General features: G+C 58.6%; 19 protein-coding genes and 1 pseudogene. 4 read left to right on the top strand and 16 right to left on the bottom strand.

Annotation, left to right across the window (positions count from 1 at the left end; translation table 11 throughout):
• Positions 1-9: 9 nt before the first annotated feature.
• The 6 genes from O5O48_RS14115 to O5O48_RS14090 all read right to left on the bottom strand — a co-directional run bounded on the left by O5O48_RS14115 (position 10) and on the right by O5O48_RS14090 (position 4840).
• Positions 10-348, bottom strand: a complete 339-nt coding sequence (locus O5O48_RS14115; RefSeq protein WP_269687345.1) for a TusE/DsrC/DsvC family sulfur relay protein — start codon at positions 346-348, stop codon at positions 10-12.
• On the bottom strand, positions 345-656 hold the full coding sequence (gene tusB, locus O5O48_RS14110) for a sulfurtransferase complex subunit TusB (protein WP_228244897.1): 312 nt from the start codon (positions 654-656) through the stop codon (positions 345-347). The genes O5O48_RS14115 and tusB overlap by 4 nt, the downstream gene beginning before the upstream one ends.
• Positions 653-1018: a sulfurtransferase complex subunit TusC gene (gene tusC, locus O5O48_RS14105; RefSeq protein ID WP_228244896.1), complete on the bottom strand. Its 366-nt coding sequence runs from the start codon at positions 1016-1018 to the stop codon at positions 653-655. The genes tusB and tusC overlap by 4 nt, the downstream gene beginning before the upstream one ends.
• Positions 1008-1397, bottom strand: coding sequence for a sulfurtransferase complex subunit TusD (gene tusD, locus O5O48_RS14100; protein ID WP_228244895.1), 390 nt, complete (start codon positions 1395-1397; stop codon positions 1008-1010). The genes tusC and tusD overlap by 11 nt, the downstream gene beginning before the upstream one ends.
• Before the next feature lie 69 nt (positions 1398-1466).
• Positions 1467-2132, bottom strand: a complete 666-nt coding sequence (locus O5O48_RS14095) for a Bax inhibitor-1/YccA family protein (protein ID WP_228245055.1) — start codon at positions 2130-2132, stop codon at positions 1467-1469.
• A gap of 137 nt (positions 2133-2269) precedes the next feature.
• A complete protein-coding gene (locus tag O5O48_RS14090; RefSeq protein ID WP_269687344.1) occupies positions 2270-4840 on the bottom strand; it encodes a hybrid sensor histidine kinase/response regulator in 2571 nt (856 codons plus the stop codon).
• A 307-nt stretch (positions 4841-5147) separates the two neighbouring features.
• Between O5O48_RS14090 and O5O48_RS14085 the strand changes: the two genes are divergently transcribed.
• Positions 5148-7052, top strand: a complete 1905-nt coding sequence (locus tag O5O48_RS14085; RefSeq protein WP_269687343.1) for a putative bifunctional diguanylate cyclase/phosphodiesterase — start codon at positions 5148-5150, stop codon at positions 7050-7052.
• Between the two features lie 168 nt (positions 7053-7220).
• Here the strand turns inward: O5O48_RS14085 and O5O48_RS14080 are convergent, their stop codons facing one another.
• Positions 7221-7979, bottom strand: coding sequence for a hypothetical protein (locus O5O48_RS14080; RefSeq protein WP_269687342.1), 759 nt, complete (start codon positions 7977-7979; stop codon positions 7221-7223).
• 58 nt (positions 7980-8037) lie between these two features.
• Positions 8038-8916: a LysR family transcriptional regulator gene (locus O5O48_RS14075; RefSeq protein WP_269687341.1), complete on the bottom strand. Its 879-nt coding sequence runs from the start codon at positions 8914-8916 to the stop codon at positions 8038-8040.
• A gap of 82 nt (positions 8917-8998) precedes the next feature.
• Between O5O48_RS14075 and O5O48_RS14070 the strand changes: the two genes are divergently transcribed.
• A complete protein-coding gene (locus O5O48_RS14070) occupies positions 8999-9460 on the top strand; it encodes a multidrug/biocide efflux PACE transporter (protein WP_269688708.1) in 462 nt (153 codons plus the stop codon).
• Here O5O48_RS14070 and zigA read toward each other — a convergent pair.
• Positions 9428-10642: pseudogene (gene zigA / locus O5O48_RS14065) on the bottom strand (zinc metallochaperone GTPase ZigA). The gene O5O48_RS14070 and the pseudogene zigA overlap by 33 nt on opposite strands.
• A gap of 183 nt (positions 10643-10825) precedes the next feature.
• Here zigA and O5O48_RS14060 point away from each other — a divergent pair.
• Positions 10826-11797: an alpha/beta fold hydrolase gene (locus O5O48_RS14060; protein WP_269687340.1), complete on the top strand. Its 972-nt coding sequence runs from the start codon at positions 10826-10828 to the stop codon at positions 11795-11797.
• 42 nt (positions 11798-11839) lie between these two features.
• On the opposite strand, the gene cyoE is transcribed toward O5O48_RS14060, so the two are convergent.
• Genes cyoE through cyoA form a run of 5 tightly spaced genes read right to left on the bottom strand, consistent with a single transcriptional unit; the run spans position 11840 to position 16649 of the window.
• Positions 11840-12730: a heme o synthase gene (gene cyoE / locus O5O48_RS14055; protein ID WP_269687339.1), complete on the bottom strand. Its 891-nt coding sequence runs from the start codon at positions 12728-12730 to the stop codon at positions 11840-11842.
• Positions 12727-13068: a cytochrome o ubiquinol oxidase subunit IV gene (gene cyoD / locus O5O48_RS14050; protein ID WP_349361843.1), complete on the bottom strand. Its 342-nt coding sequence runs from the start codon at positions 13066-13068 to the stop codon at positions 12727-12729. The genes cyoE and cyoD overlap by 4 nt, the downstream gene beginning before the upstream one ends.
• Positions 13065-13682 (bottom strand): cytochrome o ubiquinol oxidase subunit III, encoded by a 618-nt coding sequence (locus O5O48_RS14045; protein WP_228244886.1) that lies wholly within the window; start codon positions 13680-13682, stop codon positions 13065-13067. The genes cyoD and O5O48_RS14045 overlap by 4 nt, the downstream gene beginning before the upstream one ends.
• 1 nt (position 13683) lies before the next feature.
• Entirely contained in the window at positions 13684-15696 is a 2013-nt protein-coding gene (cyoB, locus tag O5O48_RS14040; RefSeq protein ID WP_269687337.1) for a cytochrome o ubiquinol oxidase subunit I, read from the bottom strand.
• Positions 15696-16649 carry a ubiquinol oxidase subunit II gene (cyoA, locus tag O5O48_RS14035; protein WP_269687336.1) on the bottom strand — a complete coding sequence of 318 codons (954 nt, stop codon included), beginning with the start codon at positions 16647-16649 and terminating at the stop codon, positions 15696-15698. Before cyoA ends, cyoB begins: the two co-directional genes overlap by 1 nt.
• Positions 16650-17231: 582 nt before the next feature.
• Here cyoA and O5O48_RS14030 point away from each other — a divergent pair.
• Positions 17232-17663, top strand: coding sequence for a group II truncated hemoglobin (locus O5O48_RS14030; RefSeq protein WP_088274219.1), 432 nt, complete (start codon positions 17232-17234; stop codon positions 17661-17663).
• A gap of 3 nt (positions 17664-17666) precedes the next feature.
• Here the strand turns inward: O5O48_RS14030 and O5O48_RS14025 are convergent, their stop codons facing one another.
• Together O5O48_RS14025 and O5O48_RS14020 are read right to left on the bottom strand one after the other, a co-directional pair.
• The gene (locus O5O48_RS14025) at positions 17667-18149 is read right to left on the bottom strand and encodes a GNAT family N-acetyltransferase (protein ID WP_088274218.1); all 483 of its coding nucleotides are present in this window, start codon (positions 18147-18149) and stop codon (positions 17667-17669) included.
• Positions 18146-20458 carry a multiheme c-type cytochrome gene (locus tag O5O48_RS14020; protein WP_269687335.1) on the bottom strand — a complete coding sequence of 771 codons (2313 nt, stop codon included), beginning with the start codon at positions 20456-20458 and terminating at the stop codon, positions 18146-18148. The genes O5O48_RS14025 and O5O48_RS14020 overlap by 4 nt, the downstream gene beginning before the upstream one ends.
• Between the last annotated feature and the right edge of the window lie 14 nt (positions 20459-20472).

Here is a 20472-nt window from a genome sequence, read left to right as displayed (position 1 = left end):
ACCAGACGGCTAGAGGCAGTTTTCCGGTTTGGGCAGCCCGGCGATCTTGCTGCCCAACTTTGCCGGGCTGCCTGGAAACAGCGTCAGCAAATACATACTGTTGCCCTTGTCCTTACCCAGTTCCTGGCCAACAAACTTGACCAGCGGACGCATTGCCGGTGAGAGCTGAAAGGTCTGGTAAAAGCGGCGCAGCAGGAGGATGACTTCCATATGCGCGGGGGTCAGCTCAATACCTTCGCGCAGGGCCAGTTCATGTGCGACGGCTTCGGACCAATCGCCAAGCGATACCAGGAAGCCTTCCTTGTCGACCGCAATGTCGCGGCCATCTGCATGGATAGTCTGTGTCACCAGCTCAGTACCTTGTCATACCGGGTGCATAGCTCGACCATACCCGGATAGTCGATCAGACTAACTCGCTGCGGCAGGTCATCTATCGCCAGGCCGCGGGCCAGAACGTCGGACTCCAGAGCAAACAACCTGATGCTGGCCGGTAACAATTGCATGGCGTTAACCGCGCTGGTGCGAGGCAGCAGCGCATAGACAGCATCCTCGATCAGCAGCAACCCTTGCTCCGGCCCGATAACCCGCAGGCTGGTGGCAAAATGGGTGTCATCCTGGGGGGCATGGCGCAGCAGGTGCAGAAGTGTTGACCTCATAAGGCTACCACCTGGTCGTGATGCTCCAGCAAGGTCGCGATCTCGGCACTGTCAACGGCCTTGCAGTTAATGATGAATCGCCCCGGCTGCAGGCCACGCTCGGCAAGCGAATGCTGGCACACGAACAGGTCTTCCACACCAAACATCGGTAAGGCCTGAAGGTTGGATGCAACCGGCTTTTGCTCAATCAGTGTGGACTCTTGCCCCGGCAGCAACTGCAGAACGCCGGCGTCCATGAACAACATGCTCACCGGCACGCCGAAAGCCGCAGCAGCAAGTGCCAGGTCCAATGCTTCCCGGGCGGCGATCGATGTCGGCGGCTGGCGACTGATGACCAGCAGGCTTTTCAGATCAGGTTCCAAAGGTCACCGCCCGGTCTGCCGTCTGCAGCGCATCGACCCATTGCCCGAGCCCGGAAAGAACCCAGGGTTCTCCGGTATTCGCCGTTGGCCGCTCCCAGCGATCTGCTTCGGCGGCATCCAGTATCCCTCGACGCAGGGCGGCGGCGATGCAGACGACTGCATCGAGGCCATTCTCGTTGATAAAGGCCTTCCAGCGCCGCGCCAGATCGCACTCGTCCTGCGGCTGCACGCCTAGCGTGGAAGCAAGGTGTACCGCGTCACGGTAAAAAAACAGTCGACTGATCTGGTGGCCGCCGGCCAACACAGCCTCGGCAAACATCAGAGCACTGCGTGCGGCAGGATCCTGCGGACCAGCCAGCAAGGCAATCGCAAACTTCATGGTTTCACGCTCATAAACAAAATGGCCCGCCTTGAAGGCGGGCCATTGAGTATAACGCAGCGGGTTTATTCAGTCGTCGCTGAAGATACCCAGCAACTGCAGCAGACTGAGGAACAGGTTGTAAATCGAGACGAACAGGGTAATGGTCGCCATGATGTAATTATCTTCACCACCATGAATGATGGAGCTGGTCTGATACAGGATGACCGCCGAAGAGAACAGGACGAACCCGGCGGAAATCGCCAGTTGCAGACCGCTGATCTGGATAAAGAAACTGGCAACCACTGCGCACATCAGAACGATACAGCCCGCCATGATGAAGCCTGACAGGAAACTGAAGTCCTTTCGGCTGAGGATCGCGTAGGCGGACAGGCCAAAGAAGACCACCGCAGTCATGCCCAGTGCCATGGATACCAGCTGGCCGCCATTCGGCAACGACAGATAGGCGTTCAGAATCGGACCAAGCGTGTAGCCAAGAAAACCGGTAAAGGCAAAGGTGCTGACCAGTCCCCAGCCGGAGTTACGCAGTTTGGTAGTCAGAAAGAGCAGGCCGTAGAAGCCGACCAGAGTCACAATGATGCCGGGGTACGGCAAATTGAGGCTCATGGACACGAAGGCCACCACGGCGCTGAACGCCAGCGTCATGGCCAGCAGCGAATAGGTGTTGCGGAACAGCTTGCTGACTTCCGCTTCGCTGACGCCAGCATGTTGAAGGGTCGTATTGTGTTCCTGCATGTTCATGTACAGCTCCTGTATCGGAAATCGAAAATCCGTTGGTAGACCCTGATCATACGGCTTGATCACAGCAAATCAAGCCGCCGAAAGCGTCCAACTATTACCATTCATGTGAAAATCGCCACAAACGGTATCCCTCACTTTGCCCGGGCGCGGTTCATGACGGCGTCCAGCATGCTCAGCAGTTTCTTTTCATCAACCGGCTTGTCGAGCCAGGCCAGGAACTCGTCAACCTGACCGTGCGTCAGTCGTTGTCCCTCGTCGCAGTAGGCGGAAACAACCAGAATCGGCATGTGTGCCAGCGCTGCCTGCGCCCGAACCTCACGAATCAGGTTGAGGCCGTGTCCGTCCTGCAAGCGTAAATCCGTCACCATTGCGTCGTAGTGTGTTTCCTGCAATTGCTGTTGAGCGCCTTTCAACGTAACACTGGTTGTTGGCAGATAGCCGGCCTTTCGCAGTACCAGTGCAATGAAGTCTGCGATCATCGGGTCATCATCAACCACCAGAACGCTGGGTGTCTGCACCTGGGCAGTCGCCTCGGCCTGCACCTCAGCCTGCGCTTCAATCGGCAAGCTCAACCAGAACGTGGCGCCGTTCGGTGGCTCAGAGTCAAAACCGACGCAGCCATCCATTTGCGCCATCAACTCTCGCGAGATGGCAAGCCCCAGGCCAGTACCTTCTTGTTTGCGCTTGTCTGAACCATCAGCCTGGGCAAACTTTGCAAACACCTGATCCCGGAACTCGGCAGGAATGCCTTCACCCTGATCGGTAACGCTTACCCGCACGGTATCCTGATCGGTTGCTACATCGATCACGACCTGCGAACCCTGCGGAGAGAACTTGATGGCGTTGGACAGATAGTTGTTCAGCACCTGGTGCAATCTCATGCTGTCGACCCGAACCAGAATGTCATGGCAGCCATGGGATACCAGATTTACTCCACGGCTTTGGGCATAGGCCTGATTGGCTGAAAGAGCCTCGTCGATCAGTTCTTTCAAACTGCAAGTGCGAAGCTCGAACTTCATTTTGCCTGCAGCGAGCTTCTCCATATCCAGCAGGTCGTTGATCAGGTGGTTCAGGCGCTGGCTATTGGTCTCTGCAATTTCCAGCATTTTACGCATGGGCGCAGGCACCTCACCGAGCGAGCCGCTGTTGACGATCGCCAGCGCACCAGAAATGGAGGTAAGCGGGGTACGAAGTTCGTGACTGACGGTGGAAACGAACTGGCTTTTCATCTGCTCAACCCGCTTCTGCTCGGTCAAGTCCAGCATTGTTCCACTTGCGCGTACAGCCAAGCCGCTTTCATCTCTCTGGATCGCGCCACGGAGCAGGACCGGAACTCGATGGCCAGCTTGATGACTCAGTGAAGTTTCAATCGAGAACGCCGATTGGTCCGACTGCAATGCCTCACGCAACAGCTTTATCAGTTTGTGCCTCTCTTCCGGCGCCACCAGAGCCTGCCAGCGATGCAGCGACTGAAAATCGGAGGTAGGAGGGTAGCCGAGCATTTCCCAGGCGCGCTGGGAGGCAATGAAGCGCATGTCATTCAGATAGATATCCCACCAGCCATCATTACTGCCCTTGAGCACAAGGCGCTGGCGCTCCTCGCTTTGACGCAGCGCGGCATTACTGCTGCGCAGTTGCTGGGTCATTGCGTGAGCCAATAGCTCCGCCTGATCGCGGCGCAGGACGAGGAGGGTAGCCATCAGAAACAGCAACAGACTGATACCCAGCCCGGCAAAAGGTACCCAGCCACTGTTGTTGTAACGATCATCAAACTCGGGCGTACTCTCAAACTCCAATTGCCAGTCGCGCCCGTAGAGGCTCAGCTGCACGGTACGCGTCAGAGCGGGAGAGGTGGTCGTATCGTCGATATCGGAAAACAGGGTCGGGTTGTCTAGCCCGGGGGCAGTGTCGAGCAGCCGGTAGCCGACACCCGGGGTCAACGACCCGAGAATACCGGCAAGCAGGTCCCCCATACGATAGGGGCTATAAACAAAGCCCCTCAATGCTGCAAGCCGCTCCTCGGTAGTCGAGACCGGCAAACCGCCATAATAGACCGGCACGTACATCAGAATCCCGGCCTGAACAACGCCGTGGGTCTCCTGCAACAGTTTGACCGGCCCAGTTACCCAGGACTTCCCCGATTCGGCCGCAGCCTGCATGGCAGCCTGGCGGGTGGGTTCGGAATACATGTCGAAACCGAACGCGGCGAGATTCCGGCCTTCAAATGGCTCGAGGTAGACGATAGAGGTATAGAGAGAGCGCTCACCCTGAGGGTGAACGCGGAAGTCGGGAAAGCCTTCGGCACGAACTTGCTGTTCAAATGACTCAAGAAAGCCGGGACGTATGACCTGAGCAAAGCCGACCCCAAGAATGCCGGGATAGTTGTCCGCCAACTGGAGGCGCTCGACCAGTATGCGCCACTTGTATCGATCAACCTCAATGGCAGCATCAAACAAACCTGCACCGCCGAGCAGAATCTGCTCGTGGTCAATCATGCGTTTGTGTATCGCCGAGGTGATGTCGTCGGTAATCAGGACAAACTCACGATGCGCCGCACGCTCCTCACGGTCGACCAGATAGGACCAGATAAACAGGGTCGCAAGTACACCAATCCCGAGAACTAGCCACGACAGCGCATTTTGACGGCTGAAAGCAGCATTTGAGACGCCAACACGGGCTTGTTGTTGCTTGAGTTCAGTCATCCATGTATCCGGTGAAGAGTGGGACTCGCCCAATTTGGCTGTGCAAAGCATAATGGGTTAGATTCCTGCCTGCATAGCGTCAGGTCAGCCAAACCGCCTGAGACAAACCTTTCGGCAACATAGTCGCCACAAAGCGTGATAAATTGGCGCCTTTTTATTGGCGCCACACAACTTCCAAGAGTAGGTTATCACCTGAACCTCATCAGAGCGTTCAGCGTGACGGCATGTGCGCAAAATCAGCTCGCGGGTGCATTCACGCGCCCCCGCTAACCAGCAGCCTGGAGCTGCAGATCGGGAAACATTGACCATGGAAACGGCAGCTATAGAAAAAGGTGAAGGGGAGGCATTCTCTCTGCGCATGCGTGAACGCCAACACCGGCGACTGCGTCTGGTATCACATCTGGTCATCCTGATCTTGCTTGCAGTCGAAACTCGCGCGCTGGTGACTGGCGAATACGTCGCAGCAGCCCTGGTAGCGATCATCTTGAGCAGTATCCTGCTGACTCTCAGACTCAACGCAAAACCCGGCCCGGATTACGCTGCAGCCTTCGCACTGGTATCGCTTACCGCGCTGCTGGGATACTCGATGTGGTCCAACCAGGGCCTCTACAGCGGCGCGCTCATCGCCTTTCCGACCATCCTTGTCATTGCCGGCCTGATTACATCAGAACGTCTGTTCTGGGGCCTGCTGACGCTAATGCTGATCACCGTGGCGGTGATCAGCATAGCTGCAGCCCTCGGTTATCACTCTTTTCACCCCTTGCCGATGGGGCTCCAGCGCTGGATGGTGGTGAGCAGCATTCTGCTGCTGTCAGCCGGCACCATAGTCTGGCTGATGAGAGAGATGCGCTGTATGCGGCGCTCGCTGGAATCGGAGGTAAAGCGGCTGCGCTGCTCCCAGGCCAAGCTTACCCATCTGGCAGGCCACGACGCCCTGACCGGACTGAGCAACCGGGCATCGTTCAACAGTCACGTTGCACGGATGATCGAAATGGCCGGCCAGCGTAAAGGCTGCATTGCGGTGCTTTATCTGGACATCGACAACTTCAAGACCATCAACGACTCACTTGGCCACTCAGCGGGGGACGAGCTGATACAGGCAATAGCCTCGCGCCTCAGGCAGGTAGTGCGGGATGCCGATGCCCTCAGCCGGCACGGCGCAGACGAGTTTGTCATGGCCCTGGCAGATGTCGAAGACCTGCAAACGGCAATCCGTGTAGCTCAGCGCATGCAGTCGGTCATATCGCAGCCTTTCGAGGTCAACGCCAAGCAACTGTTTACCTCGCTGTCGGTCGGTATTGCGGTATTTCCTGATGACGGCACGGACGTCGACACTCTGGTACGGAAGTCCGAGGTTGCAATGTTTCAGGCCAAGAAAGCAGGGCGCAACACCCACATCGTGCATCAGGCAGATATGGCGTCGGACAATCACGACCGACTGGATATCGAGCAAGCACTGCGGCATGCCATCGCTCGGGATGAGCTCGAACTTTTCTATCAGCCGATCATTGCCTTGCGCGGAGACCGGCTGATTGGTGCAGAGGCATTATTGCGCTGGCGCCACCCTGAATATGGACTGCTTGGGCCAGACCGTTTTATGGACGTTGCGGAACAGTCAGGGCTGATTGTCGAGATCGGCGAGTGGGTACTCGGCCAAGCCTGTCAAGAAGCGGTACGCTGGCAGACCGAGGGGCTTAAAGGTCTGGGCGTATCAGTCAATCTGTCGGCGGTACAGCTGCGGCGGAACAACCTTGAGTCGGTTGTGGCCGACGCGCTGGCCAGCACCGGTCTGGGCGCAGCAATGCTGGAACTGGAGCTGACTGAATCCATGCTGCTGGAGAAGTCGGATCAATTCCTGCAGCTGCTGCGCAGCCTCAAGCAGATGGGTGTAAAGCTCGCCATTGACGACTTTGGCACCGGATATTCGAATCTGTCGTATCTGCAGCGCTTTCAGGTCGACCGGCTCAAGATCGACAAATCCTTTGTCAGTCATATTGGTAGCAACGAACAAAACCGCGCCATCGTTACAGCAGTGATCCAGATGGCGCACAGCCTCAAGCTGGAAGTGACTGCCGAGGGGATTGAGCATCAACTGGTGCAACGCATCCTCACGTCGCTGGGTTGTGATCATGCGCAGGGCTATCTGTTTTCAAGACCAGTGGAAGCGGACCGGTTTCTCGAATTTGCCAAGGCTCACAGCAGCATTGCCTAGGTTGGACGCCTGGAGGATTCGATGCTGGCAGTACTGGTAGCGCTCGCAATCATCACTTCGCATAATATATATTATGTTAAATAGCGTATTACGATTAACGCGTAATGAACGCGCTGGTCAGAATGCCCGCCACCCGCACCACTGTGCTCGACTTGTTCCGCGACCGACTTACCGAGCAACCAAACACAGATCGCCCTCTGGCGGCGTTGCAGTTTGTGCTTGCAGCAGCCTCCTGACTAGGACGATATTCTCCTGATTGTCGGGCTCATCGCGCATCGCAATGACCAGCGGCTCTTCGAATAGCATCCTGGCAACCCGCACATCGTCTATTCCATGTCTGATAGCCAGATACTCCATCACTGTCGGGTCCGACACAGCCAGATGAAATCGCCCCATGCTCAACATCTTCAGCAATGACAGTTCACTGCTGGCTCCACGGTCAATGCTGTCAGGAAAACGCTGCAGCAATGATTGAAATCGCTCCGGGTAGATGTAGCTTTTAACAATACCGATGCGGTGACTGGCAAAAGCCTCGTCAATCTCGTCAACCTGGACATCGCTATCGGCCATTGCCATCAGCGCCAGATGTGATGGCGTCACCTCGCCTGAGGAAACAAAGCCATCTCCCACCTCTATCGGCCAGGCAGGGAAAAAACCGAGATAGCCTGGCTGATGCGCGATCTGCTGGGCGCGCCGCCAGGGATAAAACTCGACCTGCAGGTCAATGTTGCACTGGCCGAGAATGGTTCGCAGATGCTGGATGGCATTACCGCCATGGACCATAGAGGACCCGGTATAAGGCTCCCAATCAAGTGCGGTGATTTTAAGCGTGCGTTGCGCCGACGCCTGCTCACCTGCGGCGAGCGCCGGTGATAGGGCCGTGACTGCCAGAATCAGCGGAATATAAAGCCAGGTGCGCAGGTTCAAGCGATAGCTCCAACATCAGCCGCTTACCAATATCTGCAGCATAGCAGCAGATGCGATATCAAGGATGGCTGGCCAACGCGTCTCGCAACCAGTTCCCGGCTGGCCCCAAGGGTCGCTTGCGAGACCAGACAACCTCCAGCGCCTGGAATCTTGGCCAGTCTGGCAGCGTCAACTCGACCAGCTTGTCGGCGGCATAGGCATCAACGAGCCACCGTGGCAGTACCGCCCAGCCAAAACCCATAACCGCAAGATCCAGCAAAATAAGATAGTTGGGGGCAGACCAGCTGCGAATCTGGCTGACTGGCTTCCACTCCGGCCCCTGGGCAGATCCGCTCAAGGTATTCAATCCAAGGTGTCGCCACTGCGCGAGCTGGCTCGATTCAATGTCCCCCTGCTGCACCAGCGGGTGCCCGGGGCTTGCATAAACGGCGAACTCGGCCCGTTCGGCGACCGGCGCGCGGCCTATTTCCGGCAGGAGCTGACCCTCAACCGGCAACAGTCCCAACGTGGCACGGCCACTGCTTATGAGGCTGATAATGTCGGCATTTTCGGCAAATATGCATTCAAACTCCAGCTTTGGAAAGCGTTCGGCCAGTTGCATGATCCGACTCTTGAAATGCTCCGACTGATAGGCATCGGACAGTACCAGCGTCAGCCGTGACTCCAGCCCGCCGGCCAGCGCACTGGCAGTACGCTGCAGTCGGTCAGACGCCGACAGCACCTCCTCTACCCTGCCCAGTAAAGCCTGCCCTGCAGCGGACAGGACGGGCGACTTTCCGGTTCTGTCAAACAGGGTCAGCCCCAGATCAATCTCCAGCCGTGAAATCGCTTCGCTGACAGTTGACTGGCTTTTGCCCAATTGGCGCGCGGCGGCACTGAAACTGCCAAGGCTGGCAGCGTGGGCGAAGGCTTCGAGTGATTCAGGAGACAACTTCATATCGGATTCACCGATGGATTCTAACTTCGTCCATCAGGTTAAACCTATGAGAATGCATCTGTCGAATAACCGGAGAGTTTTCATGACCGCGAATGTTGCCAATGGTGGAATGTCTCTGCGCGAGCGCATGCTCCACGCAGGACTCTTTGAGCTGATTGCAGTCATGGTGTTTGCACCGCTGATAACCTGGGTAACGGGCAAGCCGCTGCACCAGGCCGGCGCGTTGACGCTGACGCTTTCATGCATCGCGATGTTGTGGAATATGGTATTTACCGCCGCGTTTCAACACATCGAGCGCCAGCGCGGCTGGCGCCGAACCCTGAGGGTTCGGCTCCTTCATGCCAGCCTGTTTGAATGCGGCCTGGTAGTGGTGATGGTCCCGGTCATCGCACTTTGGCTGCAGGTCAGGCTGATGGAGGCGTTGCTGCTGGATATTGGCCTCATTCTACTATTTCTGCCATACACCCTGGTGTTCAACTGGCTGTACGACCGGGCCAGAGCGCGGGTTTTGTCAGGCCGGCTCGGGCGCCTCAACAACCCATGAACCAAATGGGTCGCCAAGGGCCGCCCAATATGCCGGCTCTAGCTGCATTTCAGCATCGGACAACAGGCAACTGTCCAGATCCTGCCGCAACTGGTCGGCGTCCAGGCCTTGACCAATGAACACCAACTCCTGTCGGCAGTCGCCGCTTTCTGGCCGCCATTGCTGCATGATCTCCTTGAGCAAGTCTGGATCGGTCGGCCAATGCTCGCGATCAACAAACCGCCACCAGCGTCCCGCCAGCCCATGCCGCATCAAGCTGCCCGCCTGGGACCAGCTGCCCGCCAGAGTCCACTTGCTGGCCAGCCAGAACAGCCCCTTGGAGCGCAGCAGCCTGCCGTTGCGCCACGGACTGCTTATGAAGCTGTAAAAACGTTGCGGATGAAACGGGCGGTTCGCTCGGTACACGGTAGAGCCAATACCGTATTCCTCCGTTTCCGGAATGTGCTCGCCGCGCAGTTCCTGCAGCCAACCCGGCGCTTCGGCAGCCCGCTAGAAATTGAACAGGCCGGTATTGAGTACCTCGCGCAACGGGACGTTACCCATCACCATTGGCAGGATGTTCGCGTGTCGGTTGAGGTTACGCAGGATAGACGTCAGCTCCGCGAGCGCGTCTCGGCTGATCAGATCACTCTTGCTGATCAGGATGACATCAGCGAACTCGACCTGCTCGACCAGCAGGTCGGTAATCGAACGCTCGTCGTCCTCACCCAGGGTTTCGCCGCGGCTGGCGAGACTGGCGGACTGTTCATAGTCGTTCAGGAAGTTGACCCCGTCGACGACCGTAACCATCGTATCGAGTCGGGCCATATCAGCCAGAGCGGTGCCCTCCCCATCCCTGAAGGTAAAGGTCTCTGCGACCGGCAGCGGCTCGGATATGCCGGTGGACTCGATCAGCAGGTAGTCATATCGCCCCTCTTTCGCCAGCCGGCCGACTTCCTCCAGCAGGTCCTCACGCAGGGTGCAGCAGATACAGCCGTTGCTCATCTCAACCAGCCGTTCCTCCGCCCGATTCAGGGTGACATCCCGCTGGACCTCGCTGGCATCGATATTGATTTCACTCATGTCGTTGACGATCACCGCAACGCGCAGGCCGTCACGGTTTTTTAGAATGGCGTTAAGCAAGGTACTTTTTCCAGCACCCAGGAAGCCGGACAGGACAGTGACAGGTAGGTTTTCAGGCATGACGTTAATCTCGGATTTTAACACTGGTTATAACATAACATTTAATTCAAAAAAGTCACGCACCAGTCAGCCTGGGCATCAAGGCGTTGAATACGTCAGCATGTACTATGACGGTCGTGCTTGATTGTCTAGCCGATTAGGCGGTATTCAAGCCGCATGCCCTACTCTATATAAGGAAGAACAATGTACTGCCTGGACGATATCCGCTTCGAACAACAACAGATCAGCGGACTGAGCACCCGCATGGCACGGGTGGGAACCGGCCCAGTTGCACTGTTTATTCACGGCTGGCCTGAGTGCTGGTACTCCTGGCGACAGCAGATGGTAGCGCTGGCCAATGCGGGCTACACCGCGGTCGCCCCTGACATGCCCGGCTTCGGCGAAACCGAGGCGCTAGCGCAAATTGATGATTACAACGTCACCCGCATTGCCGGCTTTATGCAAGCACTGGTCGCGCACTACAGCCCGGACGCGCCGGTATTGTTGATCGGCCACGACTGGGGTGCGATCAACAGCTGGCAGTTTGTGCAGTTGCACCCCGAATGCGTTGCGCGGCTGATCATTATGAGCGTACCACTGCGCCCGGTTGCTGACGTCCCGCCAATCGAGTTTTTGCGCGGCTATTTCAAAGATCAGTTCTTCTATCAGATCTACTTTCAGGACCCGGGTGTTGCCGAAGCCGAGTTTGACGCTGACCCGGAAGGCATTTTGCGCGCACTCTACTGCTCACCGGAGACCCCGCGCCACCCTCCTCTGCTGGGCAAGTCGCTTTCCGAAGGCGGTGGCTGGATTGGCCGCCTGGGTGTACCGAAGGAGCAACCTGCCTGGCTCACCGACGAGATGCTCGCTTACTGTCTGAATGCCTATCGGCATAGTGGGTTTGCCGGCGGTATCAACTACTACCGCAATCTGGATGAGAACTGGCGCCGCTTGCTGCCATTGCGTGAGAGCAAGATAACCTGCCCGGTGCTATTTATTGCCGGAGAGGCCGACAGCGTTATTCAGGGCGCCGATGAGCCCGCGTTGCGTGCGATGATGGGAAAACGTATACCCAGCCTGCAGATTGAGTTGCTGCCGAAGATTGGCCACTGGCTTCAGAATGAGGCGCCCGAGGCTGTGAATGAGGCGATGCTGCGCTTTCTCCAGCAGCCTTAAGGCGGGGAAATGCGCCTGAGCATTAAGCTCAGGCGCATTCAATCAAAGACCGGCAAACAGCGTTGGCGATGGCATGACCCGAAAGTCGATCGACATCATCAGACTCAGCGCGGTGATGGCGATGATCGAGAAGCCGAACAGCTTGCGTGCCCACAACCGATCATCCACCTCTTCGCGGTAACCGGACAGCGCAATCACCAGCCACCAGATGCTGACCAGCAGCGCGATGACTAGATAACCGTAGCCGGCAAACCCGGACAGCGTCAGCATCAGTGCTGCCGCCGCAAAGGCGAGGATGTACCAGACGATGTGCTGTTTGGTGACCCGAATACCCTCTTTGACCGGCAGTACCGGGATGCCGGCTGCGCTGTAGTCATCAAAGCGGAAGATCGCAATCGCGTACGAGTGCGGCATCTGCCACAGACAGAAGATCAGCAGCAACAGCGCGGCGCCGGTATCGAACTGACCAGTCACGGCGCAGTAGCCCACCACCGGCGGCATGGCGCCTGACAGGCTGCCGACCAGCGTGCCGTATACCGAACGACGCTTCATCCAGAGGCTGTACACGCCCACATAGATAAAGAAGCCGAAGGCCGCCAGCGCCGTGGCCACCGGTGTGGTGTACCACCACAGCAGACCGAAACCGGCCAGGCCCAGCACCACACCGTGCGCCAGCGCCGCCGGCAGCGAGATCTGACCGGTGACCAGCACCCTGCCCCGCGTGCGCTCCATATGACGATCAATGTCGCGGTCGATGCAGTTGTTCATCACGCAGCCACTGGCAACCACCAGCGACAGCCCGATCACGGTAGCCAGCAGCAGACCGAGATCGATCTGCCCCTGGGCGGCGAGGAAGTACCCCCCCGCCACCGCAATCAGGTTGCCAAAGATTATGCCCGGCTTGGTGACCAGCAGGTAGCGTTTGAGTTTCACTGGAACATCCAGGGCATCATCAGCATGTCGGCGTTGACCATGATCCAGATGGCCAGACCTACCAGCATGACGATGATCAGCACGGTGAACAGGAAGGCCACCAGATTCCAGCGGCCCTCGGACGAGGTGTTCATGTGCAGGAAGCACACCAGATGCACCACGACCTGAATCACACCCATGGTCAGCATGCTGATCAGGTTGACGCTCTGGCTGAACTGCCCACTCATCACCATCGCGAACGGGATGGCAGTGAGGATCACCGACAGGATGAAACCGATAGCGTAAGAGCCGTAGCTGCCGTGGCCGGCACCGGCGTCGGAATGCGCATGACTCATCAGATAGTCCCCATCAGATAGACAATGGTGAACACGCAGATCCAGACGATGTCCAGGAAGTGCCAGAACAGGCTCAGGCACATCAGGCGTGTGTTGTTACGGTCGGTCAGACCGCGCCGGCTGACCTGCAGCATCATGACGATCATCCACACCAGACCGGCGGTCACGTGCAGACCGTGCATGCCGACCAGGGTGAAGAAGGACGACAGGAACGCGCTTTTGTCCGGGCCAAAGCCTTCGGCAATCAGGTGGTGGAATTCGTTGAGTTCCATCCCGATAAACCCCGCGCCCAGCACAAAGGTCGCCGCCAGCCACGCCAGCGTCTGGCCCTTGAAGCCGCGGTGCGCTGCGATCATGGCAAAGCCGTAGGTGCAGCTACTGACCAGCAGCAGCGCGGTTTCACCCAGCACATAGGGCAGCTCGAAGATGTCCTTGCCGCTGGGGCCACCGGCCGTGTGGTTGACCAGCACGGCGTAGGTGGCGAACACACAAGCGAACAGAATGCAGTCGGTCATCAGGTACAGCCAGAAGCCGAATACGGTGTTGCCGCCAGTGTCGTGGTGCGCGTGGTCGTCATGCGCCACGGCGTGGTTGGAGTGCATTACAGTGCTCGACATGTCAGATCTGCTCCGCAACGGGTTGAGTGTTCAGCGCCTGACGCGGCGCTTCAAAGTTGGCGTGATGCAGGTTCTCGATGCGCTCTACTTCGTCAGGCTGCACGTAGTAGTCGACGTCTTCGTTGTAGCTGCGCGCGATGAAGGTAGCGATCATGCCGATGAAGCTGACCGCGCCCAGCCACCAGATGTGCCAGACCAGCGCAAAACCGAATACCGCACCCAGCAGACCGATGATCAGGCCGGCCGAGGTGTTCTTCGGCATGTGGATCGGCGCGTAATGATCAGGGCGCAGATAGGCTTCGCCACGCTCTTTCATGTCCTGGAAGGCATCCAGTGCACGCACGGTCGGCGTAACCGCGAAGTTGTAGAACGGCGGCGGCGAACTGGTTGACCATTCCAGGGTACGACCGCCCCACGGGTCACCGGTCACGTCACGCAGCGATTCACGGTTGCGCAGACTGACCACCAGCTGTGCCAGCTGGAACAGAATGCCGCACAGAATCAGGCCGGCACCGAAGAAGGCAACGATCAGGTACGGCTGCCACATCGGGTTGTCGTAGTGGTTCAGGCGGCGCGTCATGCCCATGAAGCCCAACACATAGAGCGGCATAAAGGCGACGAAGAAGCCGGTGATCCAGCACCAGAAGGCCCCCTTGCCCAGACGCTCATCCAGTTTGAAACCGAAAGCCTTCGGGAACCAGAAGGTAAAACCGGCCAAATAACCGAATACCGCACCACCGATGATGGTGTTGTGGAAGTGAGCGATCAAAAACAGGCTGTTGTGCAGCACGTAGTCCGCACCCGGTACGGCCAGCAGAACGCCGGTCATGCCGCCCACGGTGAAGGTCACCATAAAGCCCAGGGTCCACAGCACCGGCGTGGTGAACTGCACGCGGCCGCGAAACATGGTGAACAGCCAGTTGAACAGCTTCACCCCGGTCGGCACCGAAATGATCATGGTGGCCACGCCGAAGAACGCGTTGACGTTGGCACCCGAGCCCATGGTGAAGAAGTGATGCAGCCAGACCACGAAGCCCAGTACGGTGATCGCTCCGCTGGCCCAGATCATCGAGGTGTAGCCGAACAGTTTCTTGCCGGAGAAGGTCGAAATCACCTCAGAGAAGATACCGAACGCCGGCAGGATGAGGATGTACACCTCGGGGTGACCCCAGGCCCAGAACAGGTTGATGTACATCATGGCGTTGCCGCCAAGCTCGTTGGTGAAAAAGTGCATGTCCAGATAACGGTCCAGACTCAGCAGCGCCAGGGTGGCGGTCAAAATCGGGAAGGACGCAATGATCAGGATGTTGGTGAAGGTGCAGGTCCAGGTGAACACCGGCATCTTCATCAGCGTCATGCCGGGTGCGCGCATCTTGAACACGGTCACCAGGAAGTTGACGCCGGTAAGCAGCGTCCCTAACCCCGATAACTGCAGCGCCCAGATGTAATAGTCGACCCCCACGCCCGGGCTGTAGCCCAGCTCGGCCAGCGGCGGGTAGGCCACCCAACCGGTGCGGGCGAACTCCCCTACCCCCAGCGACACGTTGACCAGAATGGCACCGGCCACGAACAGCCAGAAGCTCAACGAGTTGAGGAACGGGAAGGCAACGTCACGGGCGCCAATCTGCAGCGGCACCGCAATGTTCATCAGACCAACCATGAACGGCATGGCCATGAAGATGATCATGATTACGCCGTGCGCGGTGAAGATCTGGTCGTAGTGCTCAGGCGGCAGGTAGCCCTGCGAAGCGCCTTCGGCAATCGCCAGCTGGCCGCGCATCATGATGGCGTCGGCAAAGCCGCGCAGCAGCATGATCAAGGCAACCAGAATGTACATCACACCGATTTTCTTGTGGTCAACCGAAGTCAGCCACTCGGTCCACAGGTAGCCCCACTTGCGGTAGTAGGTGATGGCGCCAAAGATCCCCAGACCGGCAATCGCAACGACCGCCAGGGTGATCATGATAATCGGCTCGTGGAACGGCACGGCCTCGAGTGTCAGCTTGCCAAACATCAGTGGGTCTCCTCGGCAGCGTTCATGGGCATGCCAGCCATTTCGGCGCCTGCATGAGCCTCATGGCCTGCGTGACCGGCGTGGTCTTCGTGGCCGGCCGCGTGCTTACCGCCGTTGTGGTATTGCATGAGGATGGTCTCGTACAGGATCGGGCTGACGCTGCCGTAGTAACGGACCGGGTCGGCCTTGCTCGGCGCAGCCAGCGTCGGGTAACTGTTCAGATCCAGCGTCTCGGTGTTGGCCTTGACCTGGCTGACCCAGTCGTTGAAGCCCTGCTCATCGGTGGCGATGGCCTGAAACTTCATGTCGGAGAAGCCTTCACCGCTGAGGTTGGCGGAGAATCCGTCGTAGCTGCCTTCATGATTGGCGATCAGGTGCAGCTTGGTCTGCATGCCGGCCATGGAGTAGATCTGGCTGCCCAGCGCCGGGATGAAGAAAGAGTTCATCGCCGATTGGGAGGTGATCTTGAAGTTGACGGGGGTGTCGACCGGGAAGGCCAGTTCGTTGACGGTGGCGATGCCCTGCTCCGGATAGATGAACAGCCATTTCCAGTCCAGCGATACCACTTGCACTTCGATCGGCTTGACGTCCGAGTCGAGCGGGCGGTACGGGTCCAGCTCATGGGTGGTCTTCCAAGTGATGGTGCCGAGGATGGCGACGATCACACAGGGAATGATCCAGACCACCAGTTCAATCGCGGTGGAGTGAGACCAGTTGGGTCGATAGGTCGCCTTGGTGTTACTTGCGCGGTACTTCCAGGCAAACACCAGGGTCATCACGATGACCGGGATTACCACGATCAGCATCAGCAGCGTGGCGGTGATGATCAGCGACTTTTCGTCGACGCCGACCTGCCCTTTCGGGTCCAGCAACACCATCTTGCAGCCGCCGAGCATCAGCAGCGGCAACCAGGCGAGCCGTTTCAGGATTGAAGTTATCTGCTTCGGGTTCATGTTGCAGCCTTAGTCGTTGAACAGGCCCTCGCGCCCGACAGGGAACGAGGTGCAACAGGCCCCAGTGATGTGCACCCACCAGCCGACCAATAGCCCACGCAACAGCACCCCGTGACGCTCCCGCATGAGCGTGTCAGGTGCTGCCGTGTGGTTTTTATGGGTCAGCGTAATGTCTTTGTGCAGACTGAGACGGCGTACAGCATCAATCGCCAAACTGGCCGCGGGAGCGGCGCCTTCCGTGGGGAACCAGAGCGACGCCTGGAACCTGTTGCGGAAAGTATTACAAAGTATTTCCGGAAGCCGCGCAATTGTAACAAGTAGTGACGCAGGTCAATGCAGCACTTCATATTTGCGACCAAAGCATTCTCTGAAGACAAATGAGAAATGCTCGCAAGTCACGCATGGCGCGGGGTTCAAGCCTCAAGCGAGGTCCCCGCAACAGCTGTTGCAGGGGTGCGGCAATGTGCCGCGCTGGAAGACAGGTAAGCGCAGTGAGTGGCGTGCGGCGACAGGTCGCAGCACGGTTCCTGGAGAAAATGTGTCGAAGGCGTACCATCATGGCATTAACGCGAGGTGCTCAACATGACTCAATCCACGCCAGCTTATGGCACAGCAGATGCTTCCTATCAGGCCGCAGGCGAAATCGACGGCATACGTCGGCTGGTCGATGATTTCTACCAGGAGATGGACAGCTGGGAGGGGGCACAGGAACTGCGCGCTCTGCACGCGCCTGACCTGGCATCGGCTCGGGCCAAGTTGAGCGCATTTCTGTCAGGCTGGCTGGGCGGCCCGCGACTGTTTCAGCAGCAGTATGGCGGCATCAGCATTCCCGCCTTTCACGCCAAATGGGATGTAGGCCCGGAGCTCCGTGACCAGTGGCTGGAGTGCATGGCGCGGGCGATAGCAAAGCAGCCCTACTCTCCCGCATTTGCCAGCTATCTGCTGGAGCAACTGCGCGTGCCGGCCAACCGGGTGGTGCAGGCCAGTCAGGCGATGCGTCAGGCGCAGCAATAGCCGTTAGAGGGGCTTTTCCCAGAACATTGCCCGGCCCATTTCCGGCACCAACTGGTAACCCTCAAAGCCAAAACCCCGGTAGGAACGCTGTGCCGCCTTGTTGCCCTCCAGCACTTCAAGGGTGAGCTTGCAGCAACCTCGCTGGCGGGCAATGTCCTCGACCTGAGTCAGCATCTGCCGAGCAATGCCCTGCCCTCGCCAACGGCGTGACACAATCACGTCGTGGATATTGATGAGCGGCTTGCCCTTGAACGTGGAAAACCCCTCGAAGCAGTTGACCAGGCCAACATACTGGCCGTCGGCAACCGCGAGCACAAACAGGTAGTCCGTCCGTGAGGACAGCTTGCCCGGTAGTGATTCGAGCAACTCAGGGGCAAGCGCCGCAGCGCCACCCATAGGGTCAAGCGCATATTCAGCGAGCAACGACTTCAACGCCGTAGCATGTACTTCGTCGCCAAGATCGCCGACGATCACTTCCAAAGTCATTGCGTTGCATCCTTGTTCTGAAGCTGTTGCTGCAGTGTCAACAGGGTTTGGTTGGCAGGGGTCAAATCAAGCCCTTCGGCAATTAGCACCAGGGCAGCGTCGCGCTGATCGGCACTGTCGAGCGCGACGGCCAGCACGTATCGATAGTGGGCATTCTGCGGGTCGAACACAACTGCGCGGCGCAACTCGATCAGGGCGTCGGCCATATCCTTGCTGCGTACCTTGAGCAGCCCCAGGCTGAAGTGCAACGGGGCAGCCTCCGGCAACGCTTCCAACCCCTTGTTAAGCAGTGTTTCGGCCATAGGGTCGCGCATCGACGCGCGATACAGATCGGCCAGATTGATGTAGGCACCGATGAAATAGGGATCAAGCTCTAAGGCCCGCGCGTAGGCATCTTCCGCCAGCGCAAGCTGGTTACGCGCCTGATGGTACAGGCCGATGTTCAACTGTGCCGAAGAGTCATCGGCGTTGGCTTGTTGTGCTTGCAGATATTCCTGCTGAGCCCGGCGCAGCTTCTCAACGTCGTCACCGCGCATCTGCTCCGGCGGAATGTCCAGCAGCTGGGCGGTTGCCTGCAGTCTGACCACCCGCTCGGGCGCATCCAGCAGCGGGCTGGCAAGCTGCCAGCGGGTTACCGGCGGGTAGCTGCCAATTGCCTCCAGCGCGCCCAGACGAATGATCGGGTCCTTCGCGCGCAGGGCAACGAACAACGACTGTGCCACCTCCGGCCCCGGCCAGGCCTGCAGCAAGCTGGCGGCCGTCGCGCGGGCGATCGCTGGCTGGCCTTCGTCGGCCAACAGCGTCAGCAGATCCTGCCGGGCGCCAACAGAGCCTGCTCGGCCCGCTGCCAGAGTGTGCGCATACTGCTGCAGCCCCTGCGGCACATGGCCATACCAGTGTTCGACGTGCTCTGCTGCCCACTCGGGGGTTTCGTCGCTGTGACACTGATTACAGGCGTTGGGCACGCCGAGGCTGACGCTCAGATCGGGGCGCGGGATACGCAGGCTGTGATCGCGCCGAGGATCCACTTCCATGTAGGTGGTGGTCGGCATATGGCAGTCCACGCAGGCGCTGCCCTGCAAGCTGCTGTGAAAGTGGTGCTTCGGCGTCTGGTACTGGTCGGCCTGGTGACACTGCAGGCAGACACCATCGCCAGGGACCCTGAGCTCCAGCGAGTGCGGGTTGTGGCAGTCACTGCAGGTCACGCCGGCCTGATACATTTTGCTCTGCAGGAACGAGCCATGCACAAACACCTCGTCCTGAATCTGACCGTCCGGGTGATACAGACCCTGATCAAGGGTTGCGAGCAGATAATTTTCCACCAGCAAACCGGCATCCTGCGGGTCATCAAACAGTTGCGCACGGCGGGAGTGGCAGGCAGCGCAGGCTTGAATTTCCTTCTCGCTGTCGCGCGGCTTGCTGCGGCCGGGCGTGCCGTTGTCGTCGTGCTGCCAGGTCACACCTTCACGCTCATCAAAGCGCACCGCAAGCCCAAGGGTCTTGGCCATATCTGGATTAGCGTCAGGAGCAGCGGCCCACTTCAGGTGGTCTGAAGCCGGTCCGTGGCACGCCTCGCAGGACACGTCGATCTCGGCCCAGCGAGTGTCATAACGGTTGGTTGCGGCATTGAAGTTGCGTTCCAGATTGGTCGAGTGGCATTCGGCGCACATCAGGTTCCAGTTGAACTGACGCCCACTCCAGTGCAGCGCCTTGACCGGGTCGTCGCCATTGACATCAGGGTTGAGCTGGAACCAGCGCTGGCCGCCCTCCCCAGCCGGCCGTGCATCCCAGGCAACACTGAACGCCTGATAACGGCCGCCCGGCATCGCCAGCAGATACTGCTGCAGCGGATAGACCCCAAAGGTGTACTCGGCAACATAGACCTGCTGGCGGCCATCCGGACCGAGTGTATTGACCAGAAACTGGCCGTCACGCTGGAAGAAGGTACTGGTTACGCCGCCGTAGCTGAAGCTGGCGTTATTGAAATCGCCAAGCACGGTATCGGCATTTGCTTCCTGCATGGCCTGATCGTGGTGCGACCCGACAAAGTCGGCGCTCTGCTCGACATGACAGGCGATACAGCTCTGACGGCCAACATAGTGCCGACTGCCGGCTGTGGTAACGTCAACGAAGGGCACATTTTGCTGCTCGGCGGTCAGAGCAGGCGCCTGCAAAGGGGGCTCGGCTTCCCCGGCAGTAAACCACCAGACAGCGACGGCCGAGAGAACAAGAACCAGCGGAAGCAGCAGGCGCCACAGCGGCGGTTCAGGGGCAAGGTGTCGGGCAGAGTGAGTCTTGTTACTGTCCATCGTCTGGCAACATC

It is taken from the genome of Halopseudomonas sp. MFKK-1, from assembly GCF_027474385.1.
GTDB classification, from domain to species: Bacteria; Pseudomonadota; Gammaproteobacteria; order Pseudomonadales; family Pseudomonadaceae; genus Halopseudomonas; species Halopseudomonas aestusnigri.
Note: the sequence above shows the minus strand (reverse complement) of the source record. Positions and strands in the feature narration are given on the sequence as shown.

Excerpts from the sequence above, each read along its gene's own strand:
- O5O48_RS14095 (WP_228245055.1), bottom strand. The coding sequence starts at position 2,132 with ATGCAGGAACACAATACGACCCTTCAACATGCTGGCGTCAGCGAAGCG.
- cyoB (WP_269687337.1), bottom strand. The coding sequence starts at position 15,696 with ATGTTTGGCAAGCTGACACTCGAGGCCGTGCCGTTCCACGAGCCGATT.
- O5O48_RS14090 (WP_269687344.1), bottom strand. The coding sequence starts at position 4,840 with ATGACTGAACTCAAGCAACAACAAGCCCGTGTTGGCGTCTCAAATGCT.
- tusB (WP_228244897.1), bottom strand. The coding sequence starts at position 656 with ATGAGGTCAACACTTCTGCACCTGCTGCGCCATGCCCCCCAGGATGAC.
- tusD (WP_228244895.1), bottom strand. The coding sequence starts at position 1,397 with ATGAAGTTTGCGATTGCCTTGCTGGCTGGTCCGCAGGATCCTGCCGCA.
- O5O48_RS14060 (WP_269687340.1), top strand. The coding sequence starts at position 10,826 with ATGTACTGCCTGGACGATATCCGCTTCGAACAACAACAGATCAGCGGA.
- O5O48_RS14075 (WP_269687341.1), bottom strand. The coding sequence starts at position 8,916 with ATGAAGTTGTCTCCTGAATCACTCGAAGCCTTCGCCCACGCTGCCAGC.
- O5O48_RS14020 (WP_269687335.1), bottom strand. The coding sequence starts at position 20,458 with ATGGACAGTAACAAGACTCACTCTGCCCGACACCTTGCCCCTGAACCG.
- O5O48_RS14030 (WP_088274219.1), top strand. The coding sequence starts at position 17,232 with ATGACTCAATCCACGCCAGCTTATGGCACAGCAGATGCTTCCTATCAG.
- O5O48_RS14045 (WP_228244886.1), bottom strand. The coding sequence starts at position 13,682 with ATGTCGAGCACTGTAATGCACTCCAACCACGCCGTGGCGCATGACGAC.
- O5O48_RS14025 (WP_088274218.1), bottom strand. The coding sequence starts at position 18,149 with ATGACTTTGGAAGTGATCGTCGGCGATCTTGGCGACGAAGTACATGCT.
- O5O48_RS14085 (WP_269687343.1), top strand. The coding sequence starts at position 5,148 with ATGGAAACGGCAGCTATAGAAAAAGGTGAAGGGGAGGCATTCTCTCTG.
- cyoA (WP_269687336.1), bottom strand. The coding sequence starts at position 16,649 with ATGAACCCGAAGCAGATAACTTCAATCCTGAAACGGCTCGCCTGGTTG.
- O5O48_RS14070 (WP_269688708.1), top strand. The coding sequence starts at position 8,999 with ATGACCGCGAATGTTGCCAATGGTGGAATGTCTCTGCGCGAGCGCATG.